This window comes from Sphingosinicella sp. SM1-17 (assembly GCF_056821765.1).
The window spans coordinates 3070267-3086216 of sequence record NZ_JBPDIO010000001.1; the positions used below are offsets into that span (position 1 = coordinate 3070267).

General features: G+C 62.5%; 20 protein-coding genes. 4 read left to right on the forward strand and 16 right to left on the reverse strand.

Features of this window, described 5'->3' with window-relative positions:
- Nucleotides 1-108 precede the first annotated feature (108 nt).
- From ACRYLT_RS15375 to ACRYLT_RS15390, 4 genes are all read right to left on the reverse strand, one after another.
- The gene (locus ACRYLT_RS15375) at nucleotides 109-1281 is read right to left on the reverse strand and encodes an aspartyl/asparaginyl beta-hydroxylase domain-containing protein (RefSeq protein WP_482664957.1); all 1173 of its coding nucleotides are present in this window, start codon (nucleotides 1279-1281) and stop codon (nucleotides 109-111) included.
- 38 nt (nucleotides 1282-1319) lie between these two features.
- Complete coding sequence (ahcY, locus tag ACRYLT_RS15380) at nucleotides 1320-2732, reverse strand: adenosylhomocysteinase (protein ID WP_482664958.1); 1413 nt, start codon at nucleotides 2730-2732, stop codon at nucleotides 1320-1322.
- Between the two features lie 113 nt (nucleotides 2733-2845).
- Nucleotides 2846-3352: a hypothetical protein gene (locus ACRYLT_RS15385; protein ID WP_482664959.1), complete on the reverse strand. Its 507-nt coding sequence runs from the start codon at nucleotides 3350-3352 to the stop codon at nucleotides 2846-2848.
- A 121-nt stretch (nucleotides 3353-3473) separates the two neighbouring features.
- Nucleotides 3474-4034, reverse strand: coding sequence for a YqgE/AlgH family protein (locus ACRYLT_RS15390; protein ID WP_482665463.1), 561 nt, complete (start codon nucleotides 4032-4034; stop codon nucleotides 3474-3476).
- Between the two features lie 106 nt (nucleotides 4035-4140).
- Between ACRYLT_RS15390 and ACRYLT_RS15395 the strand changes: the two genes are divergently transcribed.
- On the forward strand, nucleotides 4141-4623 hold the full coding sequence (locus ACRYLT_RS15395) for a redoxin family protein (protein ID WP_482664960.1): 483 nt from the start codon (nucleotides 4141-4143) through the stop codon (nucleotides 4621-4623).
- A 292-nt stretch (nucleotides 4624-4915) separates the two neighbouring features.
- Here ACRYLT_RS15395 and ACRYLT_RS15400 read toward each other — a convergent pair whose 3' ends face one another.
- The 7 genes from ACRYLT_RS15400 to ACRYLT_RS15430 form a co-directional block, all read right to left on the reverse strand.
- Entirely contained in the window at nucleotides 4916-5434 is a 519-nt protein-coding gene (locus tag ACRYLT_RS15400) for a YbjN domain-containing protein (RefSeq protein WP_482664961.1), read from the reverse strand.
- Between the two features lie 92 nt (nucleotides 5435-5526).
- Nucleotides 5527-7395 (reverse strand): M2 family metallopeptidase, encoded by a 1869-nt coding sequence (locus ACRYLT_RS15405; RefSeq protein ID WP_482664962.1) that lies wholly within the window; start codon nucleotides 7393-7395, stop codon nucleotides 5527-5529.
- Nucleotides 7396-7426: 31 nt separating this feature from the next.
- Entirely contained in the window at nucleotides 7427-8206 is a 780-nt protein-coding gene (locus ACRYLT_RS15410) for an alpha/beta fold hydrolase (protein WP_482664963.1), read from the reverse strand.
- A complete protein-coding gene (locus ACRYLT_RS15415) occupies nucleotides 8190-8633 on the reverse strand; it encodes a GFA family protein (RefSeq protein ID WP_482664964.1) in 444 nt (147 codons plus the stop codon). The genes ACRYLT_RS15410 and ACRYLT_RS15415 overlap by 17 nt, the downstream gene beginning before the upstream one ends.
- A 23-nt stretch (nucleotides 8634-8656) precedes the next feature.
- A complete protein-coding gene (locus tag ACRYLT_RS15420) occupies nucleotides 8657-9121 on the reverse strand; it encodes a DUF1465 family protein (RefSeq protein ID WP_482664965.1) in 465 nt (154 codons plus the stop codon).
- Between the two features lie 48 nt (nucleotides 9122-9169).
- The gene (locus ACRYLT_RS15425) at nucleotides 9170-9727 is read right to left on the reverse strand and encodes a tetratricopeptide repeat protein (RefSeq protein ID WP_482664966.1); all 558 of its coding nucleotides are present in this window, start codon (nucleotides 9725-9727) and stop codon (nucleotides 9170-9172) included.
- A 106-nt stretch (nucleotides 9728-9833) separates the two neighbouring features.
- Nucleotides 9834-10046 carry a YdcH family protein gene (locus tag ACRYLT_RS15430; RefSeq protein WP_482664967.1) on the reverse strand — a complete coding sequence of 71 codons (213 nt, stop codon included), beginning with the start codon at nucleotides 10044-10046 and terminating at the stop codon, nucleotides 9834-9836.
- A 147-nt stretch (nucleotides 10047-10193) separates the two neighbouring features.
- Here ACRYLT_RS15430 and ACRYLT_RS15435 point away from each other — a divergent pair, with 147 nt between their 5' ends.
- Entirely contained in the window at nucleotides 10194-10349 is a 156-nt protein-coding gene (locus ACRYLT_RS15435; RefSeq protein WP_482664968.1) for a YdcH family protein, read from the forward strand.
- 74 nt (nucleotides 10350-10423) lie between these two features.
- Here the strand turns inward: ACRYLT_RS15435 and dksA are convergent, their stop codons facing one another.
- From dksA to ACRYLT_RS15455, 4 genes are all read right to left on the reverse strand, one after another.
- Nucleotides 10424-10864 carry an RNA polymerase-binding protein DksA gene (gene dksA / locus ACRYLT_RS15440; protein ID WP_482664969.1) on the reverse strand — a complete coding sequence of 147 codons (441 nt, stop codon included), beginning with the start codon at nucleotides 10862-10864 and terminating at the stop codon, nucleotides 10424-10426.
- A gap of 671 nt (nucleotides 10865-11535) precedes the next feature.
- On the reverse strand, nucleotides 11536-11967 hold the full coding sequence (locus tag ACRYLT_RS15445; RefSeq protein WP_482664970.1) for a hypothetical protein: 432 nt from the start codon (nucleotides 11965-11967) through the stop codon (nucleotides 11536-11538).
- Between the two features lie 87 nt (nucleotides 11968-12054).
- Complete coding sequence (locus tag ACRYLT_RS15450) at nucleotides 12055-12384, reverse strand: hypothetical protein (RefSeq protein WP_482664971.1); 330 nt, start codon at nucleotides 12382-12384, stop codon at nucleotides 12055-12057.
- 66 nt (nucleotides 12385-12450) lie between these two features.
- Nucleotides 12451-12933, reverse strand: coding sequence for a host attachment family protein (locus ACRYLT_RS15455; RefSeq protein ID WP_482664972.1), 483 nt, complete (start codon nucleotides 12931-12933; stop codon nucleotides 12451-12453).
- 103 nt (nucleotides 12934-13036) lie between these two features.
- Between ACRYLT_RS15455 and surE the strand changes: the two genes are divergently transcribed.
- Both surE and ACRYLT_RS15465 read left to right on the forward strand, forming a co-directional pair.
- Nucleotides 13037-13825, forward strand: coding sequence for a 5'/3'-nucleotidase SurE (gene surE, locus ACRYLT_RS15460; RefSeq protein WP_482664973.1), 789 nt, complete (start codon nucleotides 13037-13039; stop codon nucleotides 13823-13825).
- A complete protein-coding gene (locus ACRYLT_RS15465; RefSeq protein ID WP_482664974.1) occupies nucleotides 13822-14904 on the forward strand; it encodes a potassium channel family protein in 1083 nt (360 codons plus the stop codon). Before surE ends, ACRYLT_RS15465 begins: the two co-directional genes overlap by 4 nt.
- On the opposite strand, the gene ACRYLT_RS15470 is transcribed toward ACRYLT_RS15465, so the two are convergent.
- On the reverse strand, nucleotides 14883-15893 hold the full coding sequence (locus ACRYLT_RS15470) for a ribonuclease Z (protein WP_482664975.1): 1011 nt from the start codon (nucleotides 15891-15893) through the stop codon (nucleotides 14883-14885). The genes ACRYLT_RS15465 and ACRYLT_RS15470 overlap by 22 nt on opposite strands.
- Nucleotides 15894-15950: the final 57 nt, after the last annotated feature.

Consider the following 15950-nt stretch of genomic DNA (forward strand, 5'->3'; position numbering starts at 1 on the left):
CCGAAAGTGCAGTTCTGAGCCATCGACATTATCGAGTGGATGGCAAAAGAAAACCGGCCAGCCAGTACCGGCTGAACTAACTTTCGATGTGTTACATTAATGTCACATTCAGTTTCGAAGAACCGAATCCTTGCGATCGATCGCGTCGAAAATGGCAGAGACGGCGCGGCGCTCATCCGCCGTCAACTCGGGGCGCCAGATATCGAAGATCAGAACAATCCTGTCCTCGTCGCTGCCATTCCAGGCTTCATGTTCGATGGTGTCATCGAAGATCAGCAACTTACCCGGCTCCCACTCGCGAATTTCGTTGCCGACGCGAAACCCGCAGCTCTCCGGGACGATCAGTGGAAGATGACAGATCAGACGCGTATTGAGCATTCCATGATGTGGTGCAATGCGCGCGCCACCCTTGAGAAGAGAGAACAGAATTGATGGCGCTCTCGTCGTGATGTGGGGCAGCGGAACTTCCCTCATCACCGCCATCGTTCGGGGAAACCGCTCGGCGAGCCCTGGGACTGGGCCCCCATCCTGCCAGATATAGAGCGTGCTCCAGTCGGGATTCCCCATGAGCCCGTGAAAGTCGTAGCCTGGACGATCATCATTCTGCTGGAGGTAAGGCTGGAACAGTCCCTCCTCGTGAAGGACCGCCTCAAGCTCCGCCCGAATCTCATTCGACGCAGCCTGCACGTCCGCAGCCCACTCGAAGTCACCGGCCTCGTAAAACTGGATCTGCGGGAGCCCAGGAAAGTAATAGGCTGTCGGCCGCTGGAAATAGATCTCCTTCTCACCAAGCATGATATCCAGCGACTGCTGGAAGCGACGCGGTTGCCGATCAGCCGTTATTCCGAGTTGATCGAGATGACCGAGAAGCTGTTCGCGATGACGTGATGATATCAGCTTGATTGCCGCCTCGGCTCGACCGACCTCGGTAGCAAGATCGGCGGGCAAGTTCGGCTTCTGTGCAGCAAGCTTTACCGCCTTGCCGTAGAAGCTCGACGCGGCGCGGTCGTCACCTGCGGCAAGCCGGCACTCGCCCTTCATTATCAGGCCACGAATATTGTCCGTGTCGAGCTTCAAGAGCCGATCAAGCGCTTGCTCCTCAGCCTCCTTCTCCGACGCTTTCCGGCAAGCGACAGCCAAGAGCAGCAGGACCTGCGAATTCACCAGGCCGGCGCCGACGAGTCGGTCCAACTCGAGCCGGGCTTCTTCCGCCCGGCCCGCCTGCAGTGCTGCGGCTGCGCCTCGGAGGATCTGCTCTGCTTCCGTCCTGCTCAGCGCCATCCCGGCCTCCGACTGAGTTGAACCGGAGTGGCGAGAGATCAATAACGATAGTGGTCCGGCTTGAACGGCCCCTCGACCGGCACGCCGATATAATCGGCCTGGCGCTGGTTGAGCTTCGTCAGCTTGACTCCGAGCTTGTCGAGGTGAAGCGCCGCAACCTTCTCGTCGAGATGCTTCGGCAGAACGTAGACATCGTTCTTGTACTGGTCGGACTTGGTCCAGAGTTCGATCTGCGCCAGCACCTGATTGGTGAAGCTGGAGCTCATCACGAAGCTCGGGTGGCCGGTGGCGCAGCCGAGGTTTACCAGCCGCCCCTTGGCGAGGACGATGATCTTCTTGCCATCGGGGAACTCGACCTCGTCGACCTGCGGCTTGATCTCCGTCCACTTCATGTTCTGAAGCGCCGAAATCTGGATCTCGCTATCGAAGTGGCCGATGTTGCAGACGATCGCCATATTCTTCATCGCCCGCATGTGGTCGAGCGTGATCACGTCCATGTTGCCGGTTGCCGTCACGAAGATGTCGGCGCGCTGGGTCGCCTCCTCCATCGTCACAACTTCATAGCCTTCCATCGCCGCCTGGAGCGCGCAGATCGGGTCGATCTCGGTAACCAGCACACGGGCGCCGCCCTGGCGGAGCGAGGCGGCACTGCCTTTGCCGACATCGCCGAAGCCGGCAACGACGGCAACCTTGCCGGCCAGCATCACGTCGGTGGCGCGACGGATCGCGTCGACCAGGCTCTCGCGACAGCCGTAGAGATTGTCGAACTTCGACTTGGTGACGCTGTCGTTGACGTTGATCGCCGGGAACGGGAGCTTACCCTTCTTGGCCAAATCATAGAGGCGGTGGACACCGGTGGTGGTCTCCTCCGAAACGCCCTTGATGGTCTCCACCGTCTTGGTGAGATAGCCGGGCCGCTCGCCGAGGAAGCGCTTCAAGGTTGCGACGAAGATCTCCTCTTCCTCGTTGGTCGGCGAGAATAGCTGCTCGCCCGCCTCGACCCGAGCTCCCCAGAGCGCGAACATCGTCGCATCGCCGCCATCGTCGAGGATCAAGTTGGCGGTCTCGTCACGCCCCCAGTCGAAGATCCTGACGACATAGTCCCAATATTCCTCGAGGGTCTCGCCCTTAACAGCGAAGACGGGGATCCCACGAGCGGCAATGGCAGCGGCGGCATGATCCTGAGTCGAAAAGATGTTGCAGCTCGCCCAGCGCACTTCGGCACCCAGCTCGATCAGGGTCTCGATCAGCACCGCCGTCTGGATCGTCATGTGAAGCGAGCCGGTAATCCGCGCCCCCGCGAGCGGCTTCGACGCGCCATATTCGGCTCGAAGCGCCATCAGGCCCGGCATTTCGGTTTCGGCGATCTCGATCTCCTTGCGGCCGAAATCGGCCAGGCCGAGGTCGCGGATCACATAGTCGCTGAACGTGGTCTGGGGCTGAGTGGCCAAGGACGATCTCCTGAAAGTTGAAAGACCGCCAGAGCGGGTCGGGCGGCCGCGTGCTCGCTACCTAGTCGCGGCCGATGTCGAATGCAAATATAAAGATATCTTTATATGTGAGTTCAATCCAAGGCCGCCGCTGTAAAGCTGATGTTGCATCGGCCGCCGGGCAGCGCGGGGGGAGGTCCAAGCCGATCATTCAGGGCGACCAGCCGAGCCACGTCGCCAGCTGCGGCAGCCGCCTCATCAGCCGACAATGCAGTCTGCGCGCAAACATCCGCATTCGTCGGATCGTCGCCGTACGTGTTGGCCAGTGAGGTCGCAAAGCGATCGTAATGAAGTTCGGCCTCCTCACCATAACCGGTTCGGAACTGCGCGAGTATCACTCGGTTCGCCCCCTGGATCGTTTCACGATTGGAGACAACGAAGCGGTTGTAGGCGGGAGTCACGTCCAATCCCGTTGCGGCGCAGCGGAGCGAAGCCACCATAAGCCTTGATTGCAGGTCCCTCACCTTCGCTGCCGCCGCCTGCGTCTCATTCCAGCAACTCATTGCCGCGCTGGCCGGCATGCCGACGGAAAGCATCGCGACGGCTGCCGCGACCATTCCGCCCCTGTTCGCTCTGTTCATGCTGCTTCCTCAACCGCCTGCACAAGGCCCGGCGCCGGGAGGCGCGAGGCCGCTGTCGAGGCTTTCGCCTCGGCGCTGGGCAGTGAAGCATCGGAAAAGTTACGGACGTGGAAACAGCAGCTTAGGCATTTCCCGATTCTGCAGCGAGAAGGCGAGAATCGATTCCCGCGCTCAGGAAGGCGTCAGCCCAGCGCGAGTCCACTTCGCTTTCGTACAGTAGATGGTCATTGCCGGGAGTAGCAAACCAGCCATGGCGGCTCATCTCCTCCTCAAGCTGACCGGCCCCCCAGCCGGCATAGCCAAGGGCGGCTACCCAGCGGGATGGTCCCTTCCCTTGCGCGATCGCCTTGAGCACGTCGAGCGTGGCGCTGAGCACCCATCGGTCGCCGACATGGACGCTTTCGGTTCCGCTCCAGTCGGGTGAGTGGAGGATAAAGCCTCTCTGGGGCTCCACCGGCCCACCAAGATGAATGCCCGGATCAGGAGCGACGCCGGGGTCGATGTCGAGCTGCCGAAGCAGGTCGTGGAACCCGAGCCTCGGGATCAATCGACCCAGCCCGATTCCCAGCGCTCCACCCTCATCATGAACGCACATGGCGATAACCGCCTTCTCGAAGCGAGGATCACCGATCCCCGGCATGGCCAGCAACAACTGCCCGCTGAGAAACTTCGGCCCGTCCATCCTCTTGCTATAGGCTCGCCAGGAGGAGTCGGACAACGCCTGCGCCTCTATCGCTGGACAAAGCGCCTTGCTAAGGCGCCGGCTAACCGCACCAAGGGAGAGAAAGATGACGATTCAGATCGGCGAGCGCATCCCCAGCACCACTCTCTTGAAGGCCACTCCCGAAGGCCCGCAGCCGGTCTCGACGGACGATTTCTTCGCCGGTCGGAGAGTCGCCTTGTTCGCAGTACCGGGCGCGTTCACCCCCACCTGTTCGGCTCGGCACCTGCCGGGGTTCGTCGAGAAGTCCGATGAGCTCAGGTCGAAAGGAATCGATGAAATCGCCTGCGTGTCGGTGAACGACGCATTCGTCATGCAGGCCTGGGGCAGCCAGGGCGGCGCCGACGGCAAGGTGACGATGCTTGCCGACGGCAATGGCGACTTCGTCGAACAACTTGGTCTCGCCGCCGATTTCTCGAAACATGGCATGGGCAAGCGCAGCCAGCGCTGGTCGGCCATCGTCGAGGACGGCGTTGTCAGGCAGCTCAACGTGGAGGAGCCTGGCGCCTTCAGTGTTTCCAGCGCCGATTTCATGCTCGGCCAGCTATAGGCCACCTTGCTCGTAAGGCGCTCTGTCTCGATACAGGAAACATTCACCAGCTCCAGCGCATTGTCGAAGCCTCGATAGGTGCTCGGAGATCCACTATGGCCGATGATCGCAGTGTGGCCGGGCGACACAACGAGCCAGAGGGACTGAGTGCGCTCGAGATCGCCCGGCGCAACATCGAAACTTTGGGTCGTCCGATCAGCCCGGTTCTCAAGACCGCGGCGACCGCTTGCGAGCTTTCCCGGCGGTCCTCGGTCCGTCGAGACGCTCGAGACTCAGCGGCTTCAAGTGGCTTTTAGCCGCGTAGGACTTCGGCAGCGAATCGCTCGCTTTGGCTGGCGAAGACCAGAAGGTTCACGGCCAGATCGCCTCGGATGAAGCCGAAATCGGCGGTGAGATAGCGTTGGAGGGCCGGGCGTCCGTCGCCGGTCAGGAAAGCTCGCGAAAAGGCATAGCGCTGGTTGAAACGCTGGATCCGATTAGCAAGAGCGTCGGCGGTCACGCCAGAGGGCCGAGTCCACACAGCCTGGATGCTGATCGCCTTGCAGGCGCTGCCTTGCCGTTCACAGCTCCCGAACAGGATCGCCGCGCGTCGGCCGTTGGCAAAGGTGACGGCAAGCGCCGGCCGTTCAGCCGTTCCCCGCCGCTCCGATCGCGCCCCGATGGCGGCAAGGACGCTTTCAACCGTCGAATAGTTGAACGTCGGGAGCACCTGCCGGTTTTCCGGCGCGGCCGGATTCCATCGCACCGCTGCCTGGGCAAGCTCGGCGCTTGCAGCTGAAACGAGGATGAGCGCAGCAATCACGGCTCGCATGATGTTCCTCCGATCTGGCGGGACCGGCTCGAAAGCGCCTCCCGCCTTTACCGGCGATGTACAGCCCACAGATCGGCGCCGCGCGACAGAAGCTACCAGCCGCACCGCCTGCCTTGGTTCTGTTCGCGAAGCCAGCCGAGCAGGGGCTGGAAATATTCGATCATCGGCTGAGCGGACATTTCACGGGTGCCGGTGAAGGCCTCCAGCGCCTCGGGCCAGGGGCGCGACGCGCCCATCGCGAGCATCTCGTTCAGCCGCCTTCCGACCTCGCGGTTGCCATAGAAGGAACAGCGGTGAAGCGGTCCCTGCCACCCAGCCATGTCGCAGGCCGCCTTGTAGAACTGAAACTGGAGGATCCTGGCAAGAAAGTAACGGGTGTAGGGCACGCTCGCGGGTACGTGATACTTGGCGCCTGCGTCGAAATGCTGTTCGGTGCGTTCCACGGGCGGAACGATGCCCTGATACTGCAGGCGCATCTCGTCCCACGCTGCCTGGTACCGGTCCGGCGTTATCTGCCCGGAAAAGATGCCCCAGCGATAACGATCAATCAGCAGTCCGAACGGAAGAAAGGCAATCTTGTCGAGCGCCTGCCGGAGAAGCAGTGCGCGATCCTGCTCCTCGGTGGGCAGCTGGTTCTCGCGCAGGAGACCGATCTGAACGAGATATTCCGGAGTGACCGACAAAGCGATCATGTCGCCGATTGCTTCGTGGAAGCCGTCATTGGCACTGTCCAGATAGAGGAATGGCTGATCGTTGTACGCGCGCTGGTAATAATTGTGCCCGAGTTCGTGGTGGACGGTGACGAAGTCGTCCGCGTTCACCCGAGTGCACATCTTGATCCGCAGATCATCCTCGTTGTCGACGTTCCATGCCGAGGCGTGGCAAATCACCTCGCGGTCGCGCGGTTGAGTGATCATCGACCGCTCCCAGAAGGTCTGGGGCAGCGGCGCGAAGCCGAGCGAGCTGAAGAAGGATTCGCCCTGTCGAACGATCCGCTCCGGAGTGTAGTTGGCTCGCTCAAGCAACTGGGTCAGGTCATAGGGCGCTCGGCCTGAGGAGCGCGGCGCGACCACATCGTAGATATTACCCCATTCCTGCGCCCAAAGATTGCCGAGCAGATCAGCACGGATCGGACCGGTGGCGGGCTGGACCTGGTCACCATAGGCGCGGTTGAGCCCGGCGCGAGCGAAGCAGTGTATTTCTTCGTAGAGCGGTCGAACCTCGTTCCAGAGCCTTTCGGTCATGGCCGCAAAATCGTCGGGCGGCATGTCATATTTGGAACGCCACATCGCGCCGGTGTCGGGGAAGCCGAGCTCGCGGGCGCCCGCATTGGCAATCTCGACCATTCGGGCATATTGCGGCCGCATCGGTGCGCCGACATTGTTGTGCCAGCTTGTCCACATTTCGCGCAATTGCTCCGGGTTGCGCACGGTGCCCATCCGCGCCTCGATCTCATTGCCCGTGAGCTGCTCTCCGTTCATCGTTCCCCGCCCGCGGCCATATTGCGACTGCAGGTCGGTGGAGATTCGATTGAGCTCGGCCGCCGCTCCTTCGGTGGTCGGCGCCGGCAAGGTGAGACCGGAGCGAAGGATGTCGAGCTTGCGCCGGGTATCGTAGCTGAGCCCTGGGACGTTCTGATATCGCGCGGCCTCATTGGCCAGCCGAACGCCCATCTCCGTTCCGATCGTGCCGAAATGGGCCGCGAGCGCGTCCGTATCTGTCGTGATGTAGGTCGAGTTCACCCATTGAGCGCGACTGTTGAGCACCGAGAACTCGGCCAGCTCACGCTCCGCTCGAGCGATGAAGGCATCCGCCTCGGCTGCCGTCGGCGTCCCAGGCTGCTGCGCTTCGGGGGAGGCCGACGCCGTAGTCGAACTGTCCTGCATCGCCGTGGCGGTGCTGCAGCCTGAAGCAAGGCAGAAGGAAAGAGCCAATGCGAGCACGGAGACGCTGCTTTTCATCGATACATCCTCGTTCTTGTCGTTTCTCGGTTCATTGAACTGTCGCCGGCAACGGGTCAACGGCGAGGAAATCCGCGATGGCTCGGCCAAGTTCCGGCCGGGTAACGGCGCTCATATGGTTGCCCGGAACCTCGACATAGAGCCCGTTCGGAAGCAGCTCGGCGAGTTCCTCGGCTGGGCCATTGTCCCGGTCCTCCGCCCCAGAAAGAACCAGGGTCGGCATCTCTATGCCGCGCAGCATCCGCTCGTCAGAATCGACGAAGCTGTCCAGCAACGGCAGCAGCGCTTCGGGATCGCCGCCAGTGGTCTTGAGGAAGGCTTCGGCCATCCATTCCGGCGAGCCGCGCTCGTGAGTGCCGAGACCGGCCAATATCCGCTTGAAATGCCGACCTCGGCGTCTGGTGTCCAGCATTCCCTCCAGGCCCATCCCGCCAATGACGAGGCGTCGGGGCGTCGCACCCGAAATAACCATTCGCGCCGCCGTCCGGCCACCGAGCGAGTAGCCGCCGAGATCATAGTCCCGCAGCCCGAGGTGACGGATCAGTTCGAGGCCATCGCGCACCAGCACATCCGGTGGATAGAAATCCCGATCATGCGGCGCTCCGCTGTCGCCATGCGCCCGAAGATCCGGCATGATGACCCGACTGCCGTGACCGGCGATCGCGGCGGCGTGGCCGAACTTCAACCAGTTCGTCGCTGCGTTGGAGAAAAGCCCGTGGAGCAGCACCACCGGTCGGCCCTTGCCCAGTTCGTGCCAGGCGAGTTCGACTCCATCTGAGGCAACGAAGCGGTGGCTAACCAGGGAAGGCACCGGTGGCCTTGACCCAGCGCTGGACGAGCGGCTCATATTCATCGGTGCGATATTCCGGCAGGGCCTCGGTGTTGATCCAGGCGCGATGAAGGCTCTCCGCGCCGAAATGATGTTTGGGGACGAAACGCCCCGGCTCATCGAAGGAGCCGACCGTCAGGTCGATATTGTCGCTGTCGGGATAGGCGAAGCCGAGCGAAGTGCCGCACGCGGAGCAATAAGGCCTTCGGGCGATCGGCGACGATGCGTACCAGTCGGGCTCAGACTGCCAGCTCAGGTCCGCCTTCTTCACGTTCTTGAAAGCGATCGACACTCCACCGGTCGCACGCTGGCACATCCGGCAATGGCAGAGATAGGCTTCGTCATTCTCGATCGATACGGCGTACCGAATCCGTCCGCAGGCGCACCCGCCCCAAACTGATTCCGGCATAGCAAACCTCCTGGAAGGAGTTCCTAAAGCGAACGCTCCAGCCGGCTCAGAAGACTCCGGGCGGGACTTCCCTGAGGGCCGCCATCACCAAAACTCGCTTCATCGAGCCGACGGACTCGCTCATAAAGTTCCTCGCTCGATCGGATCAAGTCGACCGCCGCTTTGGGCAGCCGAGCTAACAAGGCTTCGTCGGTCTCCGGAGCCGTTCCGAGCCGTCGCTCATCCTCCCCCGCCTGCGCTCGGGTCAATTCTCCCGCCGCCACGGCACGCTGAGTGAGCAGCCACGCGATCAGGTGCATGAGGCGGGTCGTCACCTTTAGGGACTCGCACGAGAAGCCGACGCGGTCCACCGGGTCCAGCGTCAGGCGGTCGTCCGAAGCGGCGCGGTCGAAATAGCCGCGGGCCTCATCGGCGAGCAACATGGCCTCGACATAAAGCCCGTCGACCAGCTTCGACGTGAGTTCGATACGCGCTTGATCGTCCGCCATTTCCGGTCAGTGCCACAAGCTGGCACGGCCGGAAATGGGAAAAAAGGCTTAACTGCGAACGCTGAAGCGGGTGAGTGCCAGCTCGGCCGGGCGCCAGCCCGGCCGCAATTCGCTTGCCCGGCGATAGTCGCGATAGGCTTGAGCATCGCGGCCAGCCAGCTCATGCGCGACGGCGCGACCATAATAGCCCACCCACGGCCGCTGCGGCCCGCCTTGGATGCCCTGATCGATCAGAGCCAGAGCCGAATCGACCGGTGCACCGCCCGCGAGCATCGTGATACCCTTGTTGATCAGTGCGTCGGGCTGGCCCGGGCGAATTTCGAGAGCGGCATCGAAATCGGCGATGGCGCCCTCGAAATCTTCCAGGCGAAACCGTACGATGCCGCGATTGACGAATGTCGCCATCCGGTCGCGCAACGTCAGATCGGCGCTTCCAAGTGCGTCGGTGCAGGTGCGGACAATCTCCGGTCGGGAAACCTCCGATTCGGCGGCACGGAAGCAGGCTATGGCATCTGCGTTGGTGCCAAGAACATTGATGGTGTGAGCATTGGCGGCGGACGCGGCCAATATCGACGAGCCAAACAGCAGCAGTGACCTTGCGAGCATGTCGACCTCCGATTGAACAGCCAGGTTGGATCTATATAGCGAAGCTTGGACTCGCCGTGCTTACCTTTTCGACGGAGCGCATGCTCGCTTCTGCAAGCAACTCGGGTCAGGCGATGATATCGGGAACCCGGAGATCTTCCAGCAGGGCGATCTCATCCTTCAATCTCAGCTTCCGCTTCTTGAGCCGGGCGAGTTGTAGCTGGTCGGGCGCGGCCATGCTTCGAAGAGCGTCAATGGCGACGTCGAGGTCCCTGTGCTCCATTCGAAGCACCGCGAGTCGCGAAGCTGGATCCTGAGCGGCTGAGTCGTTCCTCTCCATTGGCTGCCCTCGCACTGCCACTGCTCCTATCGCTCTTTAATAGACCTTCAACAGACCGTCGTACATATCCGTTGGACTGTCGGATCAGGGGAGACAAAGCTCGGCAATGCGGGTTACCTTGCCGATCTCTAGGAAGAGGAGATGGGAATGCACCAGGCGCACGTTTCGGCCTTGCAGGCCAAGCATGCAGGGCTCGAAGCCCGAATCGTTGAAGAAGCCCAGCGCCCCATGCCCGACGCGGCAACGATCGCTCGCCTCAAGAAGCAAAAATTGAAGATCAAGGAGGAGATTGCCGGTCTTTAGGGCCGCCGGCTGACGCTGAGCGATCCCGTTTGCCGGGCAGTCCGCCGCCCCGGTCGCCCGGGGCGGCGTTTCGATCAATCGTCGCGCGAAATTCGTTCGTTCCGCTCGTGACGTTCCTGCGCTTCCACCGTCATCGTCGCGATCGGTCGCGCCTCGAGCCTGGCTAGACTGATCGGCTCGCCGGTGACTTCGCAGAAACCATATTCTCCTGTCTCGATTCGGCGAAGCGCCGCGTCGATCTTGGAGATGAGCTTGCGCTGCCGGTCACGGGTTCGAAGATGGATCCCCCAATCGGTCTCGCTCGAAGCCCGGTCGGTAAGGTCGGCCTCCTGCATCGGACCGTTCGCCAGAGCCGCCATCGTCTCGCGGGATTCTTTGACGATCTCGTCTTTCCAGGCGAGAAGCTTCTGCCGGAAATAAGCGAGCTGCTCCGGGTTCATGAACTCTTCGTTGGCGCTTGGACGATAAGCGCCGCCGAACTGCGGATTTAAAGCGTCACTATGAAGCGTTGCCATACCCCTCCACTCCTCGTCTCCCGGGCCTGCCGGAGCCGAACCTGTGGCGCGGGGGGCGCATAATATAGTGGAATCCAAGCCTCCCGCCCCGAGCGAGCGTATAGCTTCCGAGTAAGACAATCACAAGTCACTCAAACCCTAAGAAAAAACGGTTCGTCTTCGAATCATCCGGCAAATCATTGAACAAATGGCCGCACGATTACGCGATTCGAACATCTTGAGGTGGTTTCGCGGCGAGTCGGCGCTGCGCTCGCCGACATGCGCGCTCGCTCCGTTCATGGCCGGACTGAAGCTGTTCTGGAATGGGACGGAAGACCCGCGAAATGCCCTTTTACCCCCCCTCCGATGGTTAATGCGCTTGCGCTTAAACCCTGTGTTTGCATCTGCTCCTTAAGACCACTCGCGTGAATGCAAATCGGGTCCCCCGATCTCTTCCGTGGGCGGCCGGAACAGGATGCTGTTATGTCGGTACGAATGACCTTGGCGAAACTCTGCGCCTGCACTGTCGGAGGCGCGGTGATCGGCGGCGGCGCCGTTTCGTTTGCGGAGTCGCCGCCCCCCCGACCGGCTGTCGTCCAGCAGGCAAAGCACCGCTCGGCCGCCGCACCCCGGCGCGCCGAGGTCCTGCGCGCGGCTCCGCGCCGGGCCCAGAGCAAGGAACGCCGCGTCGTCTATCGCCGAACGGTTGAGCGGGTCGCCTGCGCAGCGCCTACGCCTTCGACGGTGACCACGCGCACAATCATTCCCCCCATGTTCATGCCGCCGCCTCCTCCGCCTCCGGTTGCCGTGGCAAGCAGTGGCGGCGGTGGCGGCGTTCCGGTCCTGGTCGGCGGCAGTGGCGGCGGCTCCGGCTTTGGCGGCGGATTCTTCGCCGGCGGATTCTTCGGCGGCAGCTCCTCGGGCGGTAACGTGGAGGTCAATGTCTCGACGTCCACGGGCGGAAGCTCGACATCCACGTCCGGCGGATCGACTTCGACCGGTGGAAGCTCGACCTCGACGGGTGGTAGCTCGACGTCGACCTCCGGCGGCTCGACCTCCACCTCGGGTGGGTCCACCTCGACTTCGGGAGGATCGACCTCGACCTCGACCGGCGGATCCAGCACGAGTTCGAGTTCTAGCAGCTCAAGTTCAAGCTCCAGTTCGAGCTCGAGTTCGAGTTCCAGCTCGGGCGGGAAACCGAGCAGCAGTGGTCATGGCAGCTCCAGCCATGGCAGCTCCAGCCATGGCAGCTCGGGCGGAAGCGGCTCCTCGGCGAGCAGCGCATCGTCGGCCTCGAGTTCGTCTGCCAGCAGCGCGTCGAGCAGCGGTGCGACGAGCGGCTCGAGCAGCTTCGGCTCCTCGGGAAGCACGAGCGGTTCGAGCGCCTCCTCGTCGAGCAGCGCATCGAGCTCGAGCAGCTCCAGTTCGGGGGGCTCGTCGGGTTCGAGCGGGGGAACGCCCGTTCCCGCCCCGCCGATGATCCTTCTGTTCGGCGCGGCGGCAGCAACCCTGGTGGCGCGCCGGAGGCTCGGCAAGCGCACACCCTGAGCTGGCTGTCCGAGCCGATTTGGCCCCGCCGTCTTCCCCGGCGGGGCCTTTCGTGTCCGCTATTCCTGCGCCTGGAGCACCCTTTCGATCTCCTCGACAGGCATGTTCGTGAGGTCCTTTGGAATCTCGGCCGAGATTCTCTTCTCGACTTCCTTGTGATAATGCTTGCGCAATTCCCCCAACGTCTTTGGCGGGGCAACGATCACCAGCGACTCGAACTCGTTGCGTAGCGCCCGCTCCTTCAGCATTTCAGCGGCGTCGGCGGCGAAGCGGTTCTCCTCGAGCTGGTGGAAATCGGTTTCGCTATAGGCACTTCGGGCCGCACCCATCGTATCGCCATAGCCCCCGGACCGAGGATCACCGCGGTTGCTCGAAAAGGTCCTTCCCGGCGAGTCCGTGCCCTGCTCGCTGTCCTTGGGATTTTCCTCAACCCTCTTCCCTTCGACGGTGAGGTTGGGAAATTCGGAATCGCCTTCGTTCCGGAAAAACAGCAGCTTGCGGCCATCGGCGACCAAGACGCAGCTATTGTGCGGCACCCGCATACTTTGCCTCCTTTTCTCATCTATGGCCGGTCAACGCCGCAGGACCGAGGATGTTGCCCGAGTGGACCTTGCCTCGCGCCAGACCCGCCTTATGAGAGACGCGATGCGCATCCTCCTCACGAATGACGACGGCGTGAATGCGCCCGGCCTCAAGGTGCTGGAGAAAATCGCTCGCGAATTTTCCGACGACATCTGGATCGTCGCGCCGACGGAGGAACAGTCCGGCGCCGGCCACTCCTTGACGCTCAGTCTGCCGATCCGCTTGAGGAAACTGGGCGAGCGCCGGTTCTGCGTCACCGGGACTCCCACCGACGCCGTGATGATGGCCATCGCCCAGATCATGAAGGACGATCCGCCCGATCTGATCCTCTCCGGAGTCAATCGCGGCGCCAATTTGGGCGAGGACGTCACCTATTCCGGCACGGTTTCAGCGGCGATGGAGGGGGCGCTGGCGGGCATTCCGTCGATTGCTCTGAGCCAGGGATTTGCCAAAGAGGGGATGGGCGATACCGTCGCTCGAATGCCCTCCGCGCATCCCTTCGAGGCCGCCGAGGCCTGGGCCGACGAAGTGCTTCGGCCGCTGATCGGAACGCCGATGGCGCCTCGGACGCTCATCAATGTCAATTTTCCCGCTTTGGCACCAAGCGCGATCAAGGGCATTCGCGTCGTTCGCCAGGGCATTCGCGACTACGGGCGCCTCCGGATCGTCCAGCGCACCGATCCGCGCGGATTCGACTATTACTGGTTCGGCCTGAGGCCGGTCCTCCAAACTCCAGGACATACGACCGACCTCGAAGCGATTGCTGACGGATTCATTGCAGTCACGCCCCTTCACCTCGACCTTACCCACGAGCCGTCCCTCGAGGGCCTCGCCGGGCATTATCGCCAATGAGCGTCCGCGTCGCAGGTCCGGACCTGCTGACGCTCCGACGCAAGTCGCGCACCCCGCCCTGGGTGCAGATCGGCTGGCGTCTCGCTCTGGTTTCGGCGCTCCTCGTCTTCGTCATTGCCGTCCACTGGTTCGAGCGGGACGGGCTTCGCGACAATCTCGACGATCATGTCAGCTTCAGCGACGTGATCTATTTCACGATGGTGAGCATCACGACGACGGGCTATGGCGACATCGTCCCGATCGACGATCATACCCGCACGTTCGACGCGCTGATCGTCACTCCGATCCGGATCTTCTTCGTTTTGATCTTTCTCGGCACGGCCTATCAGTTCGTGCTTCGACGAACCTGGAACAGGTGGGTGATGGCGCAAATCCAGAAACGGTTGAAGGATCATATCGTCGTCGCGGGATATGGAACGAGCGGATCCGAGACGGTGGCGGAACTGCTTGCTCGCGGCACCGATCCGTCCTGCATCGTTGTGATAGACCCCGACGAAGAGGCGCTCGAAGCGGCAGAATCGCTCGGCTGCGCCGTCCTTGAGGGCGACGCGACACGAGACAAGACTCTGGAGGCGGTCCGGATCCGGGAAGCCCGGGTGATGATCGTTTCCGCCGGTCGCGACGATACGTCGATCCTCATCTGCCTCACGGGGCGGCACCTCGCGCCGAACCTGCGGATCAGCGTGGCGGTCCGCGCCGAGGACAACGAGCTGCTGGCTCGCCAGGCCGGAGCAACCACGGTGATCAATCCGGTGAGCTTTGCCGGGCTGCTGCTGGCCGGGTCCGCCCATGGCCCGAACATCGCCGACTATCTGGCCGATCTCGCCTCCACCCACGGTCGGGTTCGTCTGGCGGAACGGGATGCACGCCCCGAAGAATATGGGAAGCCGCTCGCGGCCATAACGACGGGTCTTGGCGTTCGACTCTATCGCCAGGGCAGGCCGATTGGCTATTGGGAACCCGGCTGCAAGAGCATCGAAGCGGGCGATCGGATAATCGAAATCGTCCCAAGTCTTCGATCCGAAGCGGAACTGCCGCAAAAGTCGGGCACCGCCCACTATACGGCCTCGCACGCCTGAGGCCCGTCGGTTCCCCGGAAAGCCCTTTCGACCTCGGAGATCATCGCCGCCTCGTCCTCGTAACGGGGCGAAAAGTGAAAGGGTTCGATCCGACGTACGCCCGCCGAACGGCCGATTTCTCCGGCTGCACGCGTTGTGAGATGCGCGCGTTCACGCGCCGCACGCCAGTCCGACTCGGCGAAGCGCGACTCGATGAAGAGCAGGTCCGCTCGCCGCGCCAGTTGAACGATCGCCTCGCGGTTGCGCGGGCTGTCTGCAACGTCCGTGACATAGACGAGCTTCTGCCCTTGGCTCAGGCTGACCAGATGTCGAAGGGCCCCGAGCCGCTCCGGGCCGCGATCGGGGAGACTGAGTTCCGTCTCATCGGGCCTCCCCTCGAGGACTGCCCGCTTCAGCTCCTGGAGCCACGAACCCGTCGGGAGGCCGAGTTCCTGAAGGCGATTACGCCACACATTCACATGGAACGGCTCGGCAACAGCGAAGCCCAGGCTTGGACCGTGATGCTCAAGGACAGCAGCCCGAACTTCGAACCCATCCTCGGCTGCGACCAGCCCTTCCATGGCTCGTGCCTCCGATTGTCCCTCCCGGGCGAACCGGCCCTTGAATCGGAAGCGTGCGAAACGGGTCTGGCCGCACTCGTGCAATTCGGTCACTTCGAAGACCAGGTCGGCCTCGTAGCGCTCGACCAGATCCCATTCATAAGCCAGCAGCTTGTGCTGCACCCGGTCGCAGAAGCCGGCCGGGCCCACCATTCGGATCGTCTTGTCGCGCCCGACCGAGACTCGAAGCAAGGCATCGAAGCCGACGAAATGATCCATGTGCGTGTGAGTGACGAAGACGTGAGTCACGCGCAGAAGGTCGCGGGGCGAAAGGGACGAAAGGTCGCCAAGATCGAACAGGAGCGCACCTCGGCGATGAAGCATTTCGACGAACAGGCCTGGATCGCCGAAGCGGCCATTGATCAGGCGCGGGTGGAGATTTGGACGCATGAGCCGTCAACGCGTGCGGGAGCGCGACGACGCACAGCCTCTAGGAAATTCGGAGGG

Bases quoted from the DNA above. Each gene is read 5' to 3' on its own strand.
- ACRYLT_RS15375 (WP_482664957.1), bottom strand. From the start codon at position 1,281: ATGGCGCTGAGCAGGACGGAAGCAGAGCAGATCCTCCGAGGCGCAGCC.
- ACRYLT_RS15385 (WP_482664959.1), bottom strand. From the start codon at position 3,352: ATGAACAGAGCGAACAGGGGCGGAATGGTCGCGGCAGCCGTCGCGATG.
- ACRYLT_RS15390 (WP_482665463.1), bottom strand. From the start codon at position 4,034: ATGGACGGGCCGAAGTTTCTCAGCGGGCAGTTGTTGCTGGCCATGCCG.
- ACRYLT_RS15395 (WP_482664960.1), top strand. From the start codon at position 4,141: ATGACGATTCAGATCGGCGAGCGCATCCCCAGCACCACTCTCTTGAAG.
- ACRYLT_RS15400 (WP_482664961.1), bottom strand. From the start codon at position 5,434: ATGCGAGCCGTGATTGCTGCGCTCATCCTCGTTTCAGCTGCAAGCGCC.
- ACRYLT_RS15405 (WP_482664962.1), bottom strand. From the start codon at position 7,395: ATGAAAAGCAGCGTCTCCGTGCTCGCATTGGCTCTTTCCTTCTGCCTT.
- ACRYLT_RS15415 (WP_482664964.1), bottom strand. From the start codon at position 8,633: ATGCCGGAATCAGTTTGGGGCGGGTGCGCCTGCGGACGGATTCGGTAC.
- ACRYLT_RS15420 (WP_482664965.1), bottom strand. From the start codon at position 9,121: ATGGCGGACGATCAAGCGCGTATCGAACTCACGTCGAAGCTGGTCGAC.
- ACRYLT_RS15425 (WP_482664966.1), bottom strand. From the start codon at position 9,727: ATGCTCGCAAGGTCACTGCTGCTGTTTGGCTCGTCGATATTGGCCGCG.
- ACRYLT_RS15430 (WP_482664967.1), bottom strand. From the start codon at position 10,046: ATGGAGAGGAACGACTCAGCCGCTCAGGATCCAGCTTCGCGACTCGCG.
- ACRYLT_RS15435 (WP_482664968.1), top strand. From the start codon at position 10,194: ATGCACCAGGCGCACGTTTCGGCCTTGCAGGCCAAGCATGCAGGGCTC.
- dksA (WP_482664969.1), bottom strand. From the start codon at position 10,864: ATGGCAACGCTTCATAGTGACGCTTTAAATCCGCAGTTCGGCGGCGCT.
- ACRYLT_RS15455 (WP_482664972.1), bottom strand. From the start codon at position 12,933: ATGCGGGTGCCGCACAATAGCTGCGTCTTGGTCGCCGATGGCCGCAAG.
- surE (WP_482664973.1), top strand. From the start codon at position 13,037: ATGCGCATCCTCCTCACGAATGACGACGGCGTGAATGCGCCCGGCCTC.
- ACRYLT_RS15465 (WP_482664974.1), top strand. From the start codon at position 13,822: ATGAGCGTCCGCGTCGCAGGTCCGGACCTGCTGACGCTCCGACGCAAG.
- ACRYLT_RS15470 (WP_482664975.1), bottom strand. From the start codon at position 15,893: ATGCGTCCAAATCTCCACCCGCGCCTGATCAATGGCCGCTTCGGCGAT.